The organism is Phormidesmis priestleyi ULC007, from assembly GCF_003003695.1.
Classification (GTDB): Bacteria; Cyanobacteriota; Cyanobacteriia; order Leptolyngbyales; family Leptolyngbyaceae; genus Phormidesmis_A; species Phormidesmis_A priestleyi_A.
The window spans coordinates 1-2,542 of record NZ_PVWG01000100.1 but is presented as its reverse complement, the minus strand read 5'-3'; the positions used below and the strand labels follow the sequence as shown (position 1 = coordinate 2,542).

Genomic DNA, 2,542 nt, shown 5'->3' with positions numbered 1-2,542 from the left:
GGGTTCCCGCGCCGCTGTTAGGCGGCAGAGTCCGACACTTCTAGAAATCTTCACAAAATCATCCCCCTTTTTGTCGTACATTTGCATTAGTGGACAAGGTAATCAACCACTTAAAAAACCTTGTCGTCGAAAGGCAGAACGCTGAACCTTGACAATTGGTGCGATTCGTTGTGTGGCGAATCAATAACCACACCAACCATTACGGTTGAACTCTCGATTTGATGTGGGTGAAAGTCCCACTAGCCAGACTCAGGCTTAACTCCCAATCTGCCCACACCGAGTAGACTCGAATTCTACAGAGTGAAGCTGGGAACAGGGCACAATCAGACATCTGTTGTGAGGTGACACTGGTGCTAATGGGGAGTTCCCACGGTGAAAACAGAACCTAGAAAAGCGACCTACAAGGAAGCGGTGGCACAACATAAAACCCCCGACTTTACTGGAGCATAAATTCCCGCCGAATTTTCGAGTTGGATATCGGTAAGAGTCCAGGGAATCCAGTGGTTGAATTGGTTCCACCTAACGGAACATCACAATCAAATCAAGGGAACGAGTAAAAACGAATTGAGGGTCTAGGGGAGGTCGAACCCCAAGTAGGCTAGACGAGCAGCAGAACTCCCTCAATCCGGGTAGGACGCGGCGTAATTGTCGCGAGGCGTTCAGAAGACACAACCTGGAGCAGAGCATGATTAGACACAGCAGCAATGCGAGTGAATCTTGGAAGAATCTACCCTGGAAGCAATTCCGGCGCAGTCTTTTCCGCCTACAACAGCGAGTGTACAAAGCGATTCAAGCTAACGACAGGCGCAAAGCCCAGTTGCTCCAAAAGCTGATTCTGAGATCCTTCGCTGCAAGAATGCTGGCAATTCGACAAGTCACGCAGCTAAACGCTGGAAAAAAGACCGCAGGGGTAGACGGTAAAGCCTCTCTGACTCTCAAAGAGAGACTGAATCTGAGTGAAGAACTCAGCCGTCATTCTAACAACTGGCATCACCAGAAGTTACGCGAAATCCCAATTCCCAAAAAGGATGGGAAAACGCGCCTCCTCAAAGTTCCGACTATTGCGGATCGGGCATGGCAATGCCTGGTTAAATACGCACTAGAACCAGCACACGAAGCAACTTTTCACGCCAGAAGCTACGGGTTCAGGACAGGGCGTTCAGCGCACGACGCGCAGAAAATCCTATTTCTCAACCTGCAATCCATCCACGGCGGAAAAGAGAAACGGGTCATCGAACTCGACATCGAAAAGTGCTTCGACCGGATTAGCCACAAATCTATCATGGAGCGACTCATTGCCCCGCAAGGGATCAAGACAGGAATCTTTCGCTGTCTAAAAGCAGGAGTTAATCCGGAATTTCCCGAACAGGGAACTCCGCAAGGAGGTGTGGCGAGTCCGTTATTAGCGAACGTTGCGTTGAATGGAATCGAGGCAATTCATCCATCCGTCCGATACGCGGACGACATGGTGATCATCCTCAAACCTAAAGACGACGCTACCGCAATACTTGACGAGATCAGCCAGTTCCTTGCTGAAAGAGGAATGAAGGTCAGTGAACAGAAAACAAAGCTAACCGCCGCGACCGATGGGTTTGATTTCTTAGGGTGGCACTTCAAAGTGCAAACGAACGGAAAGTTTCGATGCATCCCTTCGGTGGATAACTTCAAAACATTCCGTCAGAAAGTAAAGCGCATCGTCAATAGCTCGAATAATGGCGCTACGGTCAAAGCGAAACAACTCGCCCCCGTAGTTAGAGGCTGGAGGAACTACCACCGCTACTGCAAAATGGAAGGGTCGCGCTTTTCGCTGTATCACATTCAAAACAGAGCATTCAAGGTGTTCAACAAGGAATCCAAACAGAATCGCCATACCAGTAAGAAATTACTGGAACAGGCATTTCCAACCGTTCCTTACTCCGAAAACAGACACATCAATGTCAAGAGAGACAAATCTCCCTTCGACGGCGACCTAGCCTACTGGAGCGAACGTAACAGCAAGCTCTATGATGGCAATACCTCTAAAGCCCTCAAACGGCAAAACCATACGTGCGGATATTGTGGCTTAAAGCTGCTAAGTGACGAGAAAGTCCATCTACACCACGTAGACGGCAACCACTCGAACTGGAAGACCAACAATCTTCTAGCAACCCACGAAAGCTGCCACGACCTAATCCACATGGGCAAAACTGCAAGGTGAGAACGTCGAAAGCTGGGTGCTGGGAAACCTGCACGCCCAGATTGAACGGAGAGGGGCAGGGAATAATATCTCTCCTCGACTCCAACAATCTATGCGGTTCTACTGCATTGTTCTAGCTTCCTCCTAGCAGTAGGTAAAAGATTCATAGGGACTAGACGAATCAGTTTTTTGAGGCATATCTGCTTCAGAGCTAAACAGGACTTGCTGGAAAGCAACTAGGGTAGGGCATACCCGAATTAACGCTTGGGGAGAATCCCACCTCTGGCCCTGACGACGCAAGGACTCTAGGTTAAGTGGTTTCGTTGAGCCAAGAATCCCCGTCCCTTTAGGGCTGGGGAGTGTCAA

At 49.3% G+C, this 2,542-nt stretch carries 1 protein-coding gene; it reads left to right on the top strand.

What is annotated here, in order from left to right; genetic code table 11:
• The first annotated feature begins 685 nt into the window (after positions 1-685).
• Positions 686-2,197: a group II intron reverse transcriptase/maturase gene (locus C7B65_RS26730; RefSeq protein ID WP_073075351.1), complete on the top strand. Its 1,512-nt coding sequence runs from the start codon at positions 686-688 to the stop codon at positions 2,195-2,197.
• Positions 2,198-2,542 lie beyond the last annotated feature (345 nt).

Bases quoted from the DNA above. Each gene is read 5' to 3' on its own strand.
- C7B65_RS26730 (WP_073075351.1), top strand. From the start codon at position 686: ATGATTAGACACAGCAGCAATGCGAGTGAATCTTGGAAGAATCTACCC.